Source organism: Neisseria sp. P0021.S007 (assembly GCF_051956855.1).
On record NZ_JBQCXA010000905.1, the window covers coordinates 1 to 569 of the forward strand.

1 protein-coding gene is annotated in these 569 nt (G+C 43.6%); it reads right to left on the bottom strand.

The window, feature by feature from the left end; genetic code table 11:
* Positions 1-569: ImcF-related family protein (locus ACTHUR_RS16635; protein ID WP_440399790.1), on the bottom strand; the 569-nt coding region annotated here is incomplete at both ends.

Genomic DNA, 569 nt, shown 5'->3' on the forward strand with positions numbered 1-569 from the left:
TTCCAGTACCATAGTGGCAATATCTCTTTGTGCAATTTCCTGCCTGCGGCGTTCTACCAATTCTTCATCATAGGGTACGCTGGGAGTAATGCTTTGTTTGGAAAGTATTTGGTTTAAAGCTTTCTCAAGAGATTTTTTCTGTTGCTCGCTCATGCCTGAAGATTCTGCTTTAGACAAATTAGTCATCAGCCAGTTTTGCATAAAAGCGGAATCAAAATGCTCTTTGTCGTACATCATCAGATAAGCTTTTAAAGCATTGTAACCATTGATGCCGTCTGAGCCGCTGGTTGTACGCAGAAGTTCATCTAATTTGAAGCTGATTAAAGGCATCACGTTGTCTTGAAGGATTCTTCGGTAGGCAGATTCACCAACGTCTTCCATTTGCCCGCCTTGATAAAGGCCCATACGATAGCTGAGGGGAGGGGAAGACAGATCGGGAATCTCTCTACTGCTGGTTGTATCTTTGACATGTTCTGCAAATGTTACTGCTTTAAGCAGGTCGGGAGCTTCAGTGTATTTCTTCGCCTCTTGACCCAGTTTGGTTGCTTTATCGCCAACCTGCTCAAGAT